This window comes from Mucilaginibacter sp. P25, from assembly GCF_050859465.1.
GTDB classification, from domain to species: Bacteria; Bacteroidota; Bacteroidia; order Sphingobacteriales; family Sphingobacteriaceae; genus Mucilaginibacter; species Mucilaginibacter gossypii.
This window is the reverse complement of the sequence record NZ_CP193937.1, coordinates 5282832-5300579: the sequence shown is the minus strand read 5'-3', so window position 1 is coordinate 5300579 and position 17748 is coordinate 5282832. Positions and strand designations below refer to the sequence as shown.

General features: G+C 42.0%; 16 protein-coding genes and 1 pseudogene. 10 read left to right on the top strand and 7 right to left on the bottom strand.

The annotated features are described in order from the left end of the window. The first annotated feature begins 120 nt into the window (after nt 1-120). Together ACRQ5D_RS26700 and ACRQ5D_RS26695 are read left to right on the top strand one after the other, a co-directional pair. Nucleotides 121-924, top strand: coding sequence for a hypothetical protein (locus ACRQ5D_RS26700; RefSeq protein WP_091162850.1), 804 nt, complete (start codon nt 121-123; stop codon nt 922-924). A gap of 191 nt (nt 925-1115) precedes the next feature. After that, entirely contained in the window at nt 1116-2087 is a 972-nt protein-coding gene (locus ACRQ5D_RS26695) for a substrate-binding domain-containing protein (protein ID WP_431198399.1), read from the top strand. Between the two features lie 98 nt (nt 2088-2185). Here the strand turns inward: ACRQ5D_RS26695 and ACRQ5D_RS26690 are convergent, their stop codons facing one another. The 7 genes and pseudogenes from ACRQ5D_RS26690 to ACRQ5D_RS26660 form a co-directional block, all read right to left on the bottom strand. Then, nucleotides 2186-2326, bottom strand: a complete 141-nt coding sequence (locus ACRQ5D_RS26690; RefSeq protein WP_432327172.1) for a hypothetical protein — start codon at nt 2324-2326, stop codon at nt 2186-2188. A gap of 65 nt (nt 2327-2391) precedes the next feature. Further along, nucleotides 2392-2733: pseudogene (locus tag ACRQ5D_RS26685) on the bottom strand (GDSL-type esterase/lipase family protein); the annotation flags it as partial. Further along, a complete protein-coding gene (locus ACRQ5D_RS26680; RefSeq protein ID WP_432327171.1) occupies nt 2730-2870 on the bottom strand; it encodes a hypothetical protein in 141 nt (46 codons plus the stop codon). The gene ACRQ5D_RS26680 and the pseudogene ACRQ5D_RS26685, both read right to left, overlap by 4 nt. Nucleotides 2871-2890: 20 nt before the next feature. Beyond that, nucleotides 2891-5449, bottom strand: a complete 2559-nt coding sequence (locus ACRQ5D_RS26675; protein WP_218134334.1) for an ABC transporter permease — start codon at nt 5447-5449, stop codon at nt 2891-2893. A gap of 4 nt (nt 5450-5453) precedes the next feature. Further along, nucleotides 5454-6143 (bottom strand): ABC transporter ATP-binding protein, encoded by a 690-nt coding sequence (locus tag ACRQ5D_RS26670; protein WP_091162853.1) that lies wholly within the window; start codon nt 6141-6143, stop codon nt 5454-5456. A gap of 151 nt (nt 6144-6294) precedes the next feature. Next, nucleotides 6295-6444 carry a hypothetical protein gene (locus ACRQ5D_RS26665; RefSeq protein WP_432327168.1) on the bottom strand — a complete coding sequence of 50 codons (150 nt, stop codon included), beginning with the start codon at nt 6442-6444 and terminating at the stop codon, nt 6295-6297. Nucleotides 6445-6466: 22 nt separating this feature from the next. Continuing rightward, nucleotides 6467-6928, bottom strand: a complete 462-nt coding sequence (locus ACRQ5D_RS26660) for a MarR family winged helix-turn-helix transcriptional regulator (protein WP_432327167.1) — start codon at nt 6926-6928, stop codon at nt 6467-6469. Between the two features lie 301 nt (nt 6929-7229). On the opposite strand from ACRQ5D_RS26660, the gene ACRQ5D_RS26655 reads away from it, so the two are divergent. From ACRQ5D_RS26655 to ACRQ5D_RS26620, 8 genes are all read left to right on the top strand, one after another. Next, nucleotides 7230-7727, top strand: a complete 498-nt coding sequence (locus ACRQ5D_RS26655) for an ABC transporter transmembrane domain-containing protein (RefSeq protein ID WP_432327165.1) — start codon at nt 7230-7232, stop codon at nt 7725-7727. Between the two features lie 20 nt (nt 7728-7747). Further along, nucleotides 7748-8929, top strand: coding sequence for an ABC transporter ATP-binding protein (locus ACRQ5D_RS26650; RefSeq protein WP_431198395.1), 1182 nt, complete (start codon nt 7748-7750; stop codon nt 8927-8929). A gap of 35 nt (nt 8930-8964) precedes the next feature. After that, nucleotides 8965-10725 carry an ABC transporter ATP-binding protein gene (locus ACRQ5D_RS26645; RefSeq protein ID WP_091162943.1) on the top strand — a complete coding sequence of 587 codons (1761 nt, stop codon included), beginning with the start codon at nt 8965-8967 and terminating at the stop codon, nt 10723-10725. A gap of 174 nt (nt 10726-10899) precedes the next feature. Further along, nucleotides 10900-11604 (top strand): NUDIX hydrolase, encoded by a 705-nt coding sequence (locus tag ACRQ5D_RS26640; RefSeq protein WP_090525482.1) that lies wholly within the window; start codon nt 10900-10902, stop codon nt 11602-11604. Between the two features lie 645 nt (nt 11605-12249). Then, the gene (locus ACRQ5D_RS26635; protein WP_091162856.1) at nt 12250-15783 is read left to right on the top strand and encodes a gliding motility-associated C-terminal domain-containing protein; all 3534 of its coding nucleotides are present in this window, start codon (nt 12250-12252) and stop codon (nt 15781-15783) included. Between the two features lies 1 nt (nt 15784). Further along, complete coding sequence (locus tag ACRQ5D_RS26630; RefSeq protein ID WP_090525486.1) at nt 15785-16801, top strand: PorP/SprF family type IX secretion system membrane protein; 1017 nt, start codon at nt 15785-15787, stop codon at nt 16799-16801. A gap of 261 nt (nt 16802-17062) precedes the next feature. Beyond that, on the top strand, nt 17063-17461 hold the full coding sequence (locus tag ACRQ5D_RS26625; protein ID WP_091162857.1) for a hypothetical protein: 399 nt from the start codon (nt 17063-17065) through the stop codon (nt 17459-17461). A gap of 18 nt (nt 17462-17479) precedes the next feature. Beyond that, complete coding sequence (locus tag ACRQ5D_RS26620) at nt 17480-17713, top strand: hypothetical protein (RefSeq protein WP_091162858.1); 234 nt, start codon at nt 17480-17482, stop codon at nt 17711-17713. Nucleotides 17714-17748 lie beyond the last annotated feature (35 nt).

Genomic DNA, 17748 nt, shown 5'->3' with positions numbered 1-17748 from the left:
TTGGTTAAAAGACTTGCGGGTAAAACATAGTATCAATCAACTAATGTTGTGACATATAATGCTGTGTTTGATTAAACCATTGCTGATAGATATCGTCCTAACTATATAAAATTTACAATTATGAAAAAGTTAGCCATATTATCAGCAATAGCAGCCGGAAGCTTATTTATCAGTAAAGCCAACGCACAGGTATCTATACAATTTGGTATCAATATCCCCGCTCATCGCGTTTACGTACCTGCCCCTCCTCCGCCAGTAGTTGAAGAAGAGCCTGTTTATGATGATAATGTAAATGTTAGTGACGACGATGATTATTACTATTTACCGGAAGTAGAAGCTTACTATAATGTAGGAGCCGGATGCTACTACTACAATGACGGAAGCCGCTGGGTAAGCTGTGCTTACCTGCCAGGCGCTTACCGGGACTATAACTGGCGTACCGCTGTGCGTTACGAAGTAAGAGCTCCACGACCATACTTGCGTCACGATTTTTACAGGCAAAGGTGGGGCGGTTACATGGGCGACCACGGTAACTGGGGGCACCGCTTTGACAGAAGGCCTGCAGGTGGCTATGCTTATCGCCCGGGTTGGGGTGGTGATCGTGGAAACTGGGGCAGAAGGCCTAATCCATATGATAACCGTGGTAACTGGGGAAGTGGCAGGGATGATCATAACTGGAGCAACGGTAATCATGACCGTGGTAACTGGGGTAATGGAAACCAGTCTGACAATAACAACCATGGTAATCATGGCGGATGGGGTAACGGACAGCCTAACAATGGCAACAATGATAACCATGGCGGTCATGACAATCGCGGCAACTGGGGTGGCCGACCATCGAACGGCGGCGGTTATGACAGGGGCAATGGTGGCGAGCGTTTTTCTCAAAATGGAAATTACGGCCGCGGCATGCGCAGGTTTTAATATTCTAACTCCCTATATATTAACTGAAAGGTCGCCTGGTATGGGCGATCTTTTTTGTTTTATATGTTGTTGTGCATTTTTGAGTTATGTTGCATGCATTAATTAATAAGTAATATAAACCATTTATTATCTACTAAACCTGTTTAGCATTACCATTTATATTATATATTTGGTTTTAAAATACTAAATCCTTGAAGAAGAAATTATCTATAGTTGACATTGCCAATAGTCTGAATATATCTAAAACTACCGTATCTTTTATCCTTAATGGTCGCGCACAGGAAAAACGCATCAGCGACGAGCTGGTGAAGCGAGTACTTCAATATGTAAAAGAGGTTGGTTATAAACCCAATTCGTTAGCCAAAAGTTTACGCACCGGCAAATCAAATATCATTGGCTTGCTGGTGCAGGATATTTCCAATCATTTTTTTGCCACAATAGCACGCCGCATAGAGGATCTCGCTTACCAAAATGGGTATAAGATCATTTACAGCAGTACAGATAACGATACGCAAAAAACGCGCGAACTGATAGCTATGTTTCGCGACAGGCATGTTGACGGCTACATTATTACCCCGCCCGATAATATTGAAGAGGATATCAGCGACTTGATCAAAGATGGTTTCCCGGTGGTGCTTTTTGACCGCTACCTGCCTAAAGTAGCTACCGACTATGTAGTGGTTGATAACCTGTTCAGCACCTTCAACGCCACACAATATCTTATTGATAAGGGACATAAAAATATTGCTTTTATAACTTATAGCTCTATCCAAACTCAAATGATAGAAAGGCTTGAGGGTTATGAAAAAGCCATGCACCAAAGCAAATTAAAACCCAATATAACCGAGGTCGATTTTCACACTACCGTTCAGGAGATGCTTAAGTTAATGACAAACTTCCTGGAAAAAAATAAGGATGTCGATGCTATTCTGTTCGCCAATAATCATTTGGGTAAATGCGGTTTGAAGGCCATCCGTAAGGCAGGTAAAAATATACCGGGTGATATTGCTTTGATCGCGTTTGACGATTACGAACTTTTTGAATTGTATACCCCGGCTGTTACCGCTATAGCTCAGCCAATTGACGAAATAGCCGACAACGTGATCAAGCTGCTGATGGAAAGGCTTAACGCTACTGTCCCTGAAGAAAAAATCAACACATAACATTAGCAACCGAACTAATTATCAGGGATTCATCAAACTAATGAACTATTTTGCAGGATGAATTCGGGGTGATGGTGTACCAGGTCTTGAACGATTGATCATTTCAATTCATCTTGCAAAACTGCCCAAACATTATTGGCTACAATCTTCGCACCCTGAGCAGTAGGGTGGATGCCATCGCCCTGGTTAAGTGATGGTACGCCTCCAACGCCTTGCAATAAAAAGGGGACAAGGGCCATATTGTTTTTTTAGCCAGATGGGGGAAAACGTTTTTAAACTTACCGGTATAATCGGCGCCCATGTTCGGCGGTACTTGCATGCCCAGCAAAACAAGTTTAGCATCAGGATATTTGGCTTTTACCTTATCTACTATGGACTGAAGATTTTTGGCGGTTTCGTTTACCGGAATCCCGCGAAGGCCGTCGTTAGCCCCCAGCTCCAATACAAAAACGTCTACTTTTTGCTTTAACAGCCAGTCTATGCGGCCATTGCCGCCTGCAGTAGTTTCGCCGCTTAATCCGGCATTTATTACTTTATACGGTAATTTTAATGAATCAACCCGGCGACTGATTACACCCGGAAATGCATCGGCAGGGTCATCAAGACCATAACCGGCAGTGAGGCTATCGCCAAAAAATAAAACTATTTTTTTGAAGCCGAATCAGTTTTAGCAGTTTCTGTGGCAGCTTGCGTCTGATCATTGTTTGATGATTTAGCACCGTCACCGCAACCCGCCATTGTAAGGGCCGCAAGCAAGATACCGCTTAATGTAACTTTGTTCATATAAAATAAATACAATGCGCTCAGGCGTTTGTTCTTAAAATCTCAAGCGGCGGCTTGTTTAGCACTCCGCGGCTGTTTAGTAAGCCAATAACAACAGTCAACAAACTTACTATTAAAAATAGTACAAGTGCCGGTAACATGTTCACACTGTACGGTATTTCAAAACTATATTTTGCCAGGAAATAAGTGCCCGCAAAAGCTATCAGGATTCCGGTTAAGGCCGACAGGCTGCCCAAAAACCAATACTCCAACGCTGTTATAGTGAATATTTGTTTACGGCTTGCACCAAGCGTACGTAATAAAACACTTTCCTGGATGCGCTGGTATTTGCTGATCCGCACAGATGCTATCAGCACCACAATACCTGTTATAATACTGAACGCGCTCATGAAACGTATAACGTAGCTGATTTTACTTAACAGCTCATCAACAACACTTAAAATTAGCCCCAGATCAATTATCGAAACGTTAGGATAAGCCCTTACTACAACCTGCTGAAAAGCTGCTGATACCTTGTTTGATGGCACGTGTGTCATCAACACATGAAATTGCGGTGCACCCTCAAGTATTCCCTTCGGAAAAACCACCTGAAAATTGGTTTGTACCTTACCCCAGTTAACCTTGCGGATACTGGCAACATATGCCGGCATTTGTACGCCCTGCACATTAAATACTATTTTGTCGCCAATTTTAAGATTTCCCCGTTTGGAGAGGTTTTCTTCAACGGATACCGGGATTTCTTTTGAAGGATCAGCTTTACCGATCCATTTGCCATCCAGTAATTTTTCTGAAGATGTTAATGAATCCCTGAAGGTTACCCGGTATTCCCAGGCAAAAACACCATGCTGTATTTTGATGGTAGTGTCCTTCGTAAGATCGGCAGCGGTTTTGCCATTAATTTGTTCAATACGCATAGTAACTATTGGTACTCGTTGCAGTACCGGAAGCCCCTGTTGTTTTGTTAACTGAACAACACCTTTTTCCTGATTGCTTTGGATATCAAACAAGATCATGTTTGATTGATTACCGCTGGATGAAAGATTAACCTGCTGTACCAATAACGTCTGCACAAAATAAAGTGTGCAGATAAACATTGTGCTTAAGCCGATTGATACGATAAGAATAATTGTTTGATTATTGGGACGGTATAAATTAGCAAAACCTTGTCGCCACAGGTAACTCCATGAACCTTTTACTATTGCTTTAGTGATGCGCATTAACAGCCAGGCCGTAGCGGTAAGGATCATGAATGCAATTAAGATCCCAAGTGTAAACAGGATACTGCCTATCACGCTGTCTAACTGTAAATAAGTAAAAGCTATTATAAAGATCAGTATCAACAGGTAAACCAGCCAACGCAAAGGATCCCGTCTGTTCACGCTCTCATCAACTGAAATTCGGAGCGTGTTAAGCGGCGAAATTTTTCGAACAGAGATTAAAGGGAGTAAAGCAAATAATATGGAGATAATGACCCCAAGTAAAATACCCTGGCCAATAGCCATCCACGATATTTGTACGGAAATGGTAAACGGTAAAAAGTCCTTAAATACAATGGGGAGTAAATGTTGAACAGCGGTACCAAATATAGCCCCGGTAACAGAACCGATAATCCCGATGCCTACAATTTGTATCAGGTAAATCAAAAATGCTTCGGATGATTTAACACCAAGACAACGCATAATAGCTATCGATGCAATTTTTTCTTTTACATAAATATGGATTGCACTGGCTACACCAACACAGCCCAGCAATAGGGCTACAAAACCAACCAATGATAAAAAACGGCTCAGGTCGCCAAAGGCTCGGCCGGTATTGTCTTTCTTGGTTTCGATGGTTTCAAAGCGCATTCCGGCCCTGTCGAGTATTGGGTCAATTTTTTTGCTGAGCTTATCTACATTTACGGATGAATTGAACTTGTAATAAAAACTGTAATTAACCCGGCTGCCAATTTTTACAAGCCCGGTTTGTTCCAGGTATTGCATGGGGATATAAACCACCGGGGCAATACCCGCCATTACGCCGCTTTGACCGGGTGCTTTATTCAGAATGCCGGCAATCTGAAAATTGAGATTGCCAACTTTTACCGAATCGCCCACTTTGGCATCGAATTGCAGCATCAGGGTTTTATCAACCAGCGCCATTCTGCCTTTTTTAAAGGTGAGTCCGGCTACCTCGGGTGTAGTTTCTAAAGTGCCGTAGTAGGGGAAACCTCCCTGTAAAGCCCTGATCTGCACCAACCGGGTACCATTTGTGCGCGGAAAATAAAGCATGGACGCAAAGCTTCGTTCCTGTGAGCGCTCGTCGCCTAATGAATCGAGCATATGCTTCAATTTATCATCAACAGGTTTGTTTCCGGATATGGCGAGATCTGCACCTATGAGAGTGGCTGCCTGATCGTTCACATCATTTTGTACATTGTACTTAAACGAATAAATGGCTACCAGTGCAGCTATCCCAAACACAATGGCGGATATAAAAAGGAAGAGCCTTGAACGGTTGCGCCGGCTATCGCGCCAGGCCATCCGGAATAGCCAGGGGATATTTATCTTTCTTTTAAAATCAATTGCGGTATTGTCCATTAGCTTATCCGTTAATGGTTTTTTCGTCGGCAATCAGTTTGCCGCCCTTAATCCTGATAATGCGCTGTGTTTTGGCTGCCAGCTCAGGGTCATGTGTTACAACCACGAGGGTAGTGCCCGCTTCCTTATTCAGGTCGAAAATAAGTTTGATCACCTTATCGCTGGTTTCTGCATCCAGGTTCCCCGTGGGTTCATCGGCAAACAGGATCCGGGGAGCATTTGAAAATGCGCGTGCAAGTGATACACGCTGCTGCTCGCCGCCCGAAAGCTGGAGCGGGTAATGATGGCTGCGCTCTGATAAGCCTACTTTATCTAAAAGATCCAAAGCCCTTGCTTTGATGTTTTTTTCGCCCCTAAGCTCAAGTGGCACCATGACGTTTTCGAGTGCAGTTAGTGTCGGTAGCAACTGGAAATTCTGAAATATGAAACCTACATGCTGATTCCGCACTTGTGCACGCTGATCTTCAGTAAGCTTGTTAAGGTTAATGCCATTGAGTTCAACGGTGCCTGAAGTTGAGCGGTCAAGCCCGGCACAAAGGCCAAGCAGGGTGGTTTTTCCGCTGCCTGATGGCCCGACTATAGCATTGGTTGAACCTACTGCGACTGAGAAATTTATTTGATCGAGCACGGTGAGTGTACGACCTGCACTTTGGTATGTTTTACTTAAATCAGAGATATTGAGGATATTGTCCACAGATGTTTTTTGGTATAGATACAAAAAAGCCGGGGTTGTTACTACGCCCGGCCATTAAACACCCAAGTATTATGCCATCTTTACTTTTAGCTGACATTGAGTTTTGAGGTTGGCTTTTATCTGAATAATAACGACGTAACCGGGATTGAAGTTAAGCTTTATCTGCCATTGCAAGCTCATACATCTGGTCAAAAGGTTTATTTTTTAGTTCGATGGCAACAGCGGAGTTCCGCTGCTCACAATATTTTAGCATTTCATAGCAATCGGTTAAAATATCATCATCGATACCTTTAAAAGTCATTTCCACCACTTTTCCAGAGATCTTATAATATCTCGTCAAGAGCCGTAATACCCTTCTCGGTTATTTTGATCAGCTTAGCCCGTTTGTCATCGGGGGAGGTTCGTTCATCTATCTTGTTTTCCCGGATGAGCCGGTTAATGACTTCCATGCCGGTTGTTGTTTCGGCAAACATATAGTTGATCAGGTCGCTTTTTCTTACCTCACCAAGGTGAAGTAAACCATTCAGGTAATAGAAACTTTCGGCAGGAGGGATGCCGATGTGGTTAACTGCCGACCGGAAATAAAGCGAATAAGCGCTCAGGATGCGGCCGAGGGTTTTAAGCAGGTATGCGCCGTTCATGATGCGCTCACCTTTTTTGCCGGCTTGTTTAGGTTTTGGGCGTTGCTTTTGCAGATAATATCTGCAAAACGCTTCTACAGTAGGTTGTTCACTTACTTCTTCAAAAGCAGCCCATTCATCAACTAATTGCACTATTGGTTTCATTTTGTTACGGTTTGGGTGTAAAATTATAAATTTATTTCTAAAATGTTTTAATTGTTCCTAAATAGAAATATATTTGCCAAACTATATCGAAATAGAAATATATGGAAAATGAGAATGGCTTGCCGTTCTGTTCTGATTTATTTCGATAATTTTAGATTGAAATAAAAATGTTTTGCAGGCTGAGTCGTCAACTATAATAAAAGCGCGATTTGATACCCGCAGAAGAGAATTATAAATCAAAGATCACTATGCAACCTGATCCTACAAAAAAACAAACAGTAAACCTCCCGGCGTATTTAGTTTGCTGAAACCATATAAAGGGCTTGTGGCGCTGTTACTGTTATTTGCTTTACTGGGCAATGCCATGAACCTTTGGCTGCCTAAAATTATAGCTAACGGTATTGATGCCTACTCCAATCATCATTTTGTGATAAACGAGGTTATGGCCAAATTTCTGACGGCGACAATTGTGGTATTTTTGTTTGCAGGCTTACAGGCAATTGTGCAAATATATGCATCTGAAAAAGTAGCGCGTGATCTCAGGCAGCAACTGGCTAATAAAATATCCCGCCAAACCCATGCTTTTATCGAACAGGCAAATCCTTCAAAACTGTTAACCAACCTTACTTCGGATATCGATTCGATCAAACTATTCGTATCGCAGGCTTTGGTTTCTATTGTATCGTCGCTGTTTATCATTATTGGCTGCAGTGTTATGCTGCTAACCATTAACTGGAAACTTGCGTTGGTTGTGATCACTATTATTCCCATCATTGGCGGTACTTTTTTTATGTTTTGAAAAACGTACGTGCTCTGTTTATGAAAAGCCGCGGTGTTATCGATCAGCTTAATAAGGTAATTAATGAGAGCATACTTGGCGCAGCACTCATCAGGGTAATCAACTCGCAGCAGTTGGAATACAATAAATTCCTTGCTGCCAATACCGAAGCAAAGGATTACGGCTTAAAGATCCTTGGTTTTTTTGCCGGGCTCATTCCCATTGTAACGTTTACCGCTAACATGGCAGCATTTACTATTTTGGTAATGGGCGGGCATTTTGTAATCAGCGGCAGCATGACCCTGGGTAGTTTCGCGGCTTTCAACAGCTACCTGTCGTTATTGATATTCCCGATATTCATTTTAGGTTTCATGAGCAACCTGATAGCCCAGGCTACCGCTTCATTTACGAGGATCAGCATGGTTTTGAATGCGCCGGATGTTACCGACGGTGGCCCGTTGAAGGATACTTTGCGCGGCGATGTGGAACTGAGGAACGTTACAATAAGCTACGGCCAAAAATCGGCGCTGAAAAACGTCTCATTTAAAGTAAATGCGGGTTCAAAGATCGCCATCATCGGGCCTACATCTGCCGGTAAAACACAATTGTTGTACCTGCTTACAGGTTTGATCAACGCTACCGAGGGAGAAGTGTTGTTTGATGGTAAAGATCTTGCCGAATATGACAGCGAAACCTTTCACCGGCAGGTTGGCTTTGTTTTTCAGGATAGCATCATCTTTAACATGAGCATCCGTGAAAATATAGCTTTCAGCGATACGGTAACTGATGAATCGCTTCAAAAAGCTATTGAAACGGCCGAGTTAAGTACGTTTATCGATAACCTGCCCGATAAATTGAGCACCATTGTTTCTGAACGGGGCTCAAGCCTTTCGGGCGGACAAAAGCAACGCATTATGCTTGCCCGGGCACTTGCAGTTAATCCAAAGGTTTTGCTGCTTGATGATTTTACTGCTAGGGTTGATAACAATACCGAAAGGAAGATCCTGGCAAATATTCAAAAGAACTATCCGGGTTTAACACTGATATCGGTGACCCAAAAGATTGCCTCTGTTGAACATTACGACCAGATCATTTTGCTGATGCAAGGCGAAATAGTAGCCAGCGGCGTGCATGATGAGCTGATGAAAACGAGTCCGGATTATGTACAGATCTTTAATTCACAGCAAAGCACCAGCAATTACGAACAGGGTGTTAACCATTAAACATGAAGTTAACGACTGAAAAAATATTGATTACAATGAACTACGATCTTAACCAATTAGGTAAAAATCAGCCAAAAACTTCTACGCTGGCCGGGTTAAAAAAGCTGCTCCAGCTGATAGCCCATGAAAAGCGTACACTCATCATTGCTTTTTTCGCCATCCTTGTTAACTCTACACTTAACCTGCTCGGACCGCTCATTATTGGTCATACTATTGACAAATATGTGCAGCACAAGGATTTCAGCGGGGTCTTACATAATGCGGCTATTTTATTTTGTATGTACCTGGTAGCTTTATTTACCAGCTATAAGCAAACCACGCTGATGGGAGGGGTAGGGCAAAGGATGTTATTTACCCTACGCAATTCTATCTTTAATAAGTTACAGCAGTTGCCGGTAGCCTTTTTTAATCAGAACAAGGCCGGCGACCTGATATCGAGGGTTAACAACGATACCGATAAGCTTAATCAATTCTTCTCCCAGTCACTGATGCAGTTTATCGGCAATATCTCTATTATGATTGGCGCCGGTATTTTTTTGCTGGCTATCAATATTGAGCTGGGAGCAGCTGCTTTATCTCCGGCCTTGGTCATCCTGTTTTTAACGCTGGTATTATCACCATGGATAAAAAGGAAAAATGCAGCAAATTTGAAAAGTACAGGTGCATTGAGCGGTGAGATCCAGGAGAGTATTAATAATTTTAAAGTGATCATCGCTTTTAACCGGCGCGATTATTTCAGGAAGCGTTTTGAGATAGCTAACAATCAAAACTATAAAACAGCTATTGGATCGGGCCTGGCTAACAACGTCTTTGTGCCGGTATATGGTTTACTTGCCAGTATGGCCCAGCTTACCGTACTATGCTTTGGTATCTACCTGATCAGTAAAGGTATGTTCTCTATAGGATTGCTGGTGAGCTACTTATCATATGCTACCAATTTTTATAACCCGTTAAGGCAACTAGCTGCCTTGTGGACAAACTTTCAGCTGGCGATGGCGGGCTGGGACAGGATCTCGCAGATCTTATCCCTTGAAACCGATTTGCCCGTGCTGCAGGCAGGCATTAACGAACCTAATGCTGCTTTATTGGAGTTCAGACATGTGCACTTTAGTTATGATGAAAGCCGGGAGATCCTCCATAATATCTGCTTTAAATTAGAGCGCGGCAAAACCTATGCCTTGGTTGGCCCAACCGGAGGCGGTAAAACAACAACAGCTTCATTAATAGCACGTTTGTATGACCCTACTAAAGGACTGGTGTTACTTGGCGGGAAAGATATCAGGAGTTTTACGGCCGAGGAACGCAGCCGAAAAATAGGCTTTATTTTACAAGAGCCGTTCCTGTTTACAGGCACGGTAAGAGATAATATACTTTATGGCAACGAGCTTTTTAAAGATCATACCAACGAAGAAATGGAACAGGTGATCAGGGATGCTAACCTGGGGAGCCTGCTGGCAATTTTTGAGGAGGGATTGGACACCAAAGTTCTATCGGGCGGCGACAGCATTAGCTTGGGCCAGAAGCAGCTTATTGCATTTATGCGGGCGGTTTTACGCAACCCGGAGATTTTGATATTGGATGAAGCTACGGCTAACATTGATACCATTACCGAAAAACTGCTGAGCGACATTTTGGATAACCTGCCTAAAACCACCACAAGGGTAATCATAGCACACCGTTTAAATACGATTGAAAATGCTGATGAGATCTTTTTTGTTAATTCGGGCGAGGTGATCAGGGCTGGATCATTTGATGACGCTATGGATTTATTGTTGCAAGGAAAGAGGGTAAGCTGATCTTTCTTGGGATATGGATATGCGGTATCACGGTTTTGCCTTGTTTTTTATCCGGATTTGATAAATCGTTTTAAATTTTTGGAGATAAATTGCCGGTATATAAAATAGTTGTCCGATCAACACTAAATAATTGCTAAATTATTTTTACAATTGCATATAAACTTAACCTAAGTTATGCATAAGTACAGCGGCGAAACGCGCATTTTAGTTGCAACAGATTGTATCATATTTGGATTCGACGGGGCAAATATTAAGTTATTGCTTGTTCAGCGTGGCCTTGAGCCCGAAAAACACAAGTGGAGCCTGATAGGTGGTTTTATAAAACCAACCGAATCACCCGAAGATGCTGCAAACCGTGTGCTTGAATTGCGCACCGGGCTTAAGAATGTGTATATGGAGCAGTTCCAGGTATTCGGTAAACCGGAACGTGACCCGGTAGAAAGGACCCTTTCCGTTGCTTATTTCGCGCTTATCGACATTCATAAATATGAAGCCCAACTAAGTGAAGAATATCACCCCGAATGGTTTTTACTGGATGAGATGCCCGATCTGATCTTTGACCATAATGAAATGGTGCGACTGGCTAAAAGACAACTGCGTTATAAAGCCGCGCTTCACCCGATTTTATTTCAATTGCTTCCGGAAAAGTTCACCATTCCGCAATTACAAGCCCTTTATGAAGGAGTTTATCAAACCAAGTTTGATGACAGGAACTTTAGCCGTAAGCTGCTTTCAACAGGTTTGCTTGTAAAGCTTCCTGAAAAAGATAAGCTCTCATCAAAAAAAGGTGCATTTTATTACAAGCTTGATCAGTCACATTACGAGGAAAATTTTGAAAAGTTCCTGAATCTGGTGCCCAACCCTGATAAGTTTTTTTGACATGCACGACAAATGCGTTTTAATATTTTAGTGACAACGCCTTGTTGTTTATATAGCTGACGAGAATGATGTCGGTTAGCTATTAGCATCAAATAATACTTGTTTTATAGCTTGATGCGGGTTAAACGCACCCGGTCTTATCAGCATGTTTTTACTAATAACAGGCGCAACATTCGGATGTATGTGATTACTTAGAAAATATGTTTAGTGTCAACCCTGTAAAAAGATAGATAATTCATTATTAGATATTTGTATGTGTTATATTTAAAATGTGTTAAGTCGTGTTAACCCCGGTTAGCTGCGTGTTTCCTGTTTTAACATGTTTTTTAATTACCACCTGAACCTGCTGACCGGGTTTTTAAATAGCCATATTTTTTCTGACACCGTTATCGCGGGGATTAACAAAACCATTACTACATCATGATAACGTGACGATCTGAAATACATCATTTAAAATGCTCTTGAAGTTTATGATCTGCGGAAAAGCGACTTGAGCTTAGTTATAAATTAAACGTAGCTAATTATGAAATTGACCGGGCAATTAAACGGCTGGTTATTTTATATAATCATACCGTATAAATTAAAGGTTTTTGTATTTTTAAAGGGTTAGTTTAATACTACAAAACCAAATCCAACTGTACACCTTTGAGCAAGATAATTTTTTTGCGGTCGTTAAGCCTCTCTTTTATTTTCATATGCATTGCTATTTGCACTAACGCGCAAGGTTCAAACCAGGGTACGGAGTTTTATACCGCATATATTGACCACGTTGATGGTGCAGCAGGCAGTCCTACCGCGTTGGGCAGGGGTAGTCAGATGGACCTTTACATAACTGCCGACGTAAATACCACTGTAACAGTTAAAGTTGCAGATGGCAGCTTTTCAAGTACCTATCAGGTTAACGCAAAGGATATATTGACGGTAGCTATCCCACCCGAAGCCTTTATCGGAAACCAGGGGCAGTTTTTAAAGGGGATTCATATCACGTCGTTAAAACCTATTGCAGTTTACGCGCATATTTTTGCAGAGAACGTATCCGGCGCAACGCTTCTGCTGCCCGTTAATACGCTCGGTAAAGATTACCTCTCCATTAACTATAAACAAATATCAAACTCAAACAACGGCACAAAAAATACTGAAGAAGTACCCTCATATTCAACCTTTGCGGTAATAGCTACAGAAGATAATACCACTGTTGAAATAACCCCCTCGCAGCCACTGCTAAACGGGATCCCTGCAAACCAACCATTTACCGTTAATTTGAAAAAAGGCGAAGTATACCAGGCCTTATCAGCTACTGACCTTACCGGCAGCCGCATTCGCTCAATTGTGAGCGCTGCCGGGGCCTGTAAAAAAATCGCTGTTTTTTCGGGCAGCTCAAAAATAAGCATAGGATGTCAGGGCGATAAGGGATCATCAGATAACCTCTTTCAGCAGGTTTATCCTTTAGCAGTTTGGGGTAAGAACTATGTAACCGCACCTTTAAAAGGGCGCTATTATGATATCTTAAGAATAGTGCTTAGTTCGCCCGATACAAAGGTTACTGTAAACGGTGCCGCGCCAACGGGAGGGCTGAACAATGGTTTGTATTACGAGTTTACATCAACTACAACTAATGTTATCACTGCCGATAAACCAATCCAGGTAGTGCAATATGCAGTAACCCAGGGCGAAGGTTTAAATTGCCAGTTTATTCAAGGTGATACAGGTGATCCTGAAATGATCTATCTGACCCCGATTGAACAAACACTCGATCACGTTACGTTAAACTCAACCGGAAACTATCGGATCCTGAATAATTTTATTAATGTTATTATTAAAGCAGCTGCGGTGCCAACGTTTTCGCTCGATGGAGAACCTTATACTCAGTTTTCTCCTGTGCCGAACAGTATTTATTCTTATGCACAAATCAGCGTAAATGCAGGTGTACATAATATCAAAGCATCCGACGGGTTCAACGCAATTGCTTATGGGTTTGGCAAAACGGAATCATATGGTTATGCTGCGGGCACCAACCTTAAAAACCTGAATGAGTTTATTGTATTATTAAATCCTGCGGACAAGACGGTGCAGGCCAATGGCTGTACTGATACTCATTATAAACTGCAGCTTACGCTGCCATTTCAAACCAATAAAATAAGCTGGGACTTTAAGGATGGCAGTGCTGCTGTTGTTGTAGACAACCCAATACCAACCGGTTCCATCATAAAGGATTCGAAGGTGCTTTATACTTATGAATGCCCGGTAGATAAAACCTATACCGACGGCGATTATAGTGTGGTGGCGACTGTATTTAACCCTATTGCAGACGAATGCGGATCGAATGAAGACATAGAGTTTGATTTTAATATCTCGGTGCCGCCGGTTGTAAAGTTTAGTTTTGCAAATACCTGTTTTGGTAGCGATGTTCAATTCACCGATCAGTCAACCTCAGGTACACGGCAAATTAAAACATGGCGATGGGACTTTGGCGATGGGTTAACTGATGTTGTGCAAAACCCTGTACACAAATACGCCCAACCCGGTTATTACCTGGTTAAACTTTTTGTTACCAATGAAAATGGATGCGGCGCTGCATCTGATCCAATAAAAATACATATATCAAAACCACCTCTTGCATCTTTTAGCTATTCGTCGCCAAGCTGTACAGGTCAGGATGTTACATTTACGGATAACTCCACATCTGCCGAAGGAAGTATCATTAGCTGGCAATGGGACTTTGGTGATGGCACACCGGTTGAAACCCTTAAAAGCAAGAACCCATTTAATCATACGTTTAGTGGACCGGGAGATTATTTGGTTAAGCTAACCGTTACAAATGATAATGGTTGTACAAGTAATATAGCCCCGCTGCCTGTCAAAGTTTATCCTGTGCCGGTAGTTGATTTTTTGTTGCCCGATGCCTGTGAAGATGACTTTGTTCAGTTTACTGATCAAAGTACAATTGCTGATGCCACAGAAGCTGACTTTACCTACGAATGGAATTTTGGTGACCCTAATGCAGCACCAGCTAACCCGAATATTTCCCACGGTAAAAACCCGAAGCACAAGTTTTTAGCCGGCAATTACCAGGTTACACTTAGGGTTACTTCAAAAAATGGATGCTCTTTTACATCGGCTTCAAAGTCATTAACAATTAACGGTAGTAAGCCAAAAGCTAAAGTAATTATTAAGGATCCGGCAGGTTTGTGCAGCGCTCAGGAAGTGTTTTTTGAAAACCAATCCTCGGTTAATTTCGGCGAGATTACCCGGCTGGAGGTTACTTATGACATCAACGACCCATCAACTACGGTAGTTTATGACCATCCGGCATATGGTAGGCAACTCAGGCATAAATATCCTTTGTTCACATCAGGATCGCGGCAGGCTATCTTGCGAGTAATTGCATATTCGGGTACATCATGCTCTGATGTCGCAGAAATTCCGGTTAATTTAAAAGCTTCGCCTGTAGTCACCTTTGATCAGGCGCCTGTTTTTTGTATCGAATCGGAGCCCAAAAAATTGATTCCCCAAATTAAAGCCCCTGCCGGTTCGGGCGTATTTTCAGGAACTGGTATTAGTACAGATGGTGTGTTTAACCCTGCTGTTTCGGGCGTCGGCGAATTTGATATCATGTACATTTATACCACCCGGGACGCGTGCGCTGATACAGTTATGCAGCAGGTTAAGGTAGATGTATCGCCTGTTGTAACGTTGGGGCCGGATTTTACTATGCTTGAAGGCACAAAGCGCGTTTTAAAACCCATAGTAAACGATAATAACTTAAGTTATAAATGGACACCGGCAACAGGCCTTGATCATGATGATGTGGCTAATCCTGTTGCAAGTCCGTCGCAGGATATTACCTATCAGGTAGTGGTTACATCGGCACATGGATGCCAGGCTATGGCCAGCGTATCGGTAAAGGTTTTAAAATTTTTAGTCGTTCCCAATGTGTTTACGCCTAATGGAGATGGGGTAAATGACATTTGGAATGTTAAATATTTAGAAAGTTATCCAAATAATAAGGTTGACGTATACAACCGATTCGGAGAAAAGGTATATTCGTCAATTGGTTATAGTGTACCCTGGGATGGGAAATACAAAGGCTCATATTTGCCTCCCGGGACTTATTATTATATTATTGATCCGAAAAATGGCCGGGAGGTTATTGCAGGTAATGTGACCATTATCAAATAAAATGAAGCGAATTTTATATACTCTACTTATTATTGCCGTAACAATTCAATTAGCAAAAGCACAGCAACGGCCGCAGTACACTCAATACGTATTCAATAATTACCTTTTAAACCCTGCGTTAAGCGGTATTGAAAACTATACCGATGTAAAACTGGGTTATCGCAGCCAATGGACAGGGCTTGAAGGTGCACCGGTAACGTCCTATTTTTCAGTAAACGCGCCTATAGGTAACCGGTTTTTGCAGGGCGATGCCACTGCATTTCCTGCGGGTGGAGGTTTAAACCCATCAAGCAGGTCATATACACAAAATTACATGGCTGCCGAGCCGCATCATGGCGTGGGATTAATGGTGGTGTCTGATAAAACAGGCCCGATAACACAAACCAATATTGACGCTACCTACGCTTATCACCTCGGCCTTACCGAAACATTGAATTTAGCGGTAGGGGTGTCTGCTGGGGTAAGTCATAATATTATAGATAAAAGTAAACTTACCTATGTTGATCAAAATGACCCAACCATTAATAGCATCGCGGGGGCGCAGTGGAAACCTGATTTGGGAGTAGGTGTATGGGCTTATTCATCTAATTATTTTTTTGGCGCGTCGGTACAGCAAATCCTTCCGCAAAATTTATATGTAACTACTTCGACAACTGCTGTACAAAACAAAACGGTACCGCATTATTTTGTGACTGGTGGCGTTAAGCTTTTTGTATCTGATGATATTACGCTTATGCCTTCGGCCTTGTTGAAATTTATAGCACCGGTTCCGGTAACTTTTGATGTGAACATGAAAATGTCATTCAAAGACAGGTTCTGGATTGGTGGTTCATACCGCCGCAATGATTCATATGCCGCATTGGTTGGATTTAACCTAAGTTCGCTTATTAATGTTGGCTACTCATACGATTTTACAACATCTGCCCTGAATACGGTTAGTCATGGTTCGCATGAAATTGTGTTAGGCATCCTGCTTAATAATCGATATAAAGTAACTTGCCCTCAGCATACTTTTTAATTTTAAAAAGCGTTTTTAATATACTGGCGGATAAACTACCGTATCGTTCGAGATTAGTCCGAATCAAGCTCTGTAATCTGGTTCGGCTCGCGAAGGCGCAATTATGCCATGCTGCATAACATTTATAAACTATTTTGAAGCTTCCTAATAATTACAACTATAATAGTTTTAATTTGCGATATTTAATTTCTTAAAAGGATAAAAAATAAAACAATACAATTGTTTCGTAGGTTTATTAAATAACAACTAAAATTAAAACCTATGAATACCAATAATGAAAACTGGGGAAACCAGGATAATGATCGTAATGATTTTGAAAACAACACCAACTCATTTTCTGTGAATGGTGATGAAACCGATCCAAACCGTGATCTTGAAAATGATGATGATTTGGATGAGGTAAATGATATAGTAGACTATGATGAACAGCCTGAGGTAGAAAAAACCGAAGACGAACAGGTGGGTACCCATAGCCAATCGGAGATTGATCAACCCAACAGAAGTGCCGATACTTCATTTAGTGAGCAAACAGATGTAACACCGCCGAATAAAAAGGAATTTCCGTCGGTAGGCCCCGCTAAAACTGATTTTGAGAGCCGCCCGCAAGGACGCACCACCGGCAGGATGGTTGGTCATGAACCAGGAACTGAAGGAATTTAGTAAAAGGAGGGTATAATCATGAATGATTATAAAAATAACTATCCTGCTTCCCGGCAGGGTAATATTAAGGAGACCAGGGAAAGTAACATTAAAGACAGCTATAACTATGCTGCCCGAAACAATCCCTGTCTTGAAACAAAAGGTCCTCAAAGAAAACACTTTAAAGTTTTACATGAGGATGGGAGCCTGGCTGATCTTCCGGATCCAAATGTTGAAGGAGCAGGTGTCGGAGATGGCACCATAGGCCGTTAAGCAAAAAAGGTGACCGAAATGGCCACCTTTTTTTG